Raw genomic sequence first — 223 nt, 5'->3', positions numbered from 1 at the left:
TCAAAGTTCTCCTGGTAAGGACTATCAGATTTGACCTCCATGCCACACACCGGATCGCGTGGGCTCTCTGGATGGCCGTGCGAGTGATGTGCATGGCCCTGGTCATGATGGCAGGAGGTCTTTTGCATTCGAGTTACTTCCTATTCTCGTCCTTGGAAACTGCGGCTCCGCTGGAGTGGGAGTGCCCGCCATGATTGTGGCCAAACAGATGCATCAGCGGGCA

Annotated in this window: 1 protein-coding gene; it reads right to left on the bottom strand. The window is 55.6% G+C overall.

The annotated features are described in order from the left end of the window. Window positions 1-133: 133 nt before the first annotated feature. Window positions 134-223, bottom strand: a 90-nt coding sequence (locus tag RRF55_RS28665; protein WP_439419395.1) for a DUF2933 domain-containing protein, incomplete at its 5' end; no start/stop codon positions are given.

It is taken from the genome of Klebsiella sp. K47, assembly GCF_051858335.1.
GTDB classification, from domain to species: Bacteria; Pseudomonadota; Gammaproteobacteria; order Enterobacterales; family Enterobacteriaceae; genus Klebsiella; species Klebsiella pneumoniae.
The sequence above is the reverse complement of the archived record's forward strand: the minus strand, read 5'-3'. Positions and strand labels throughout refer to the sequence as shown.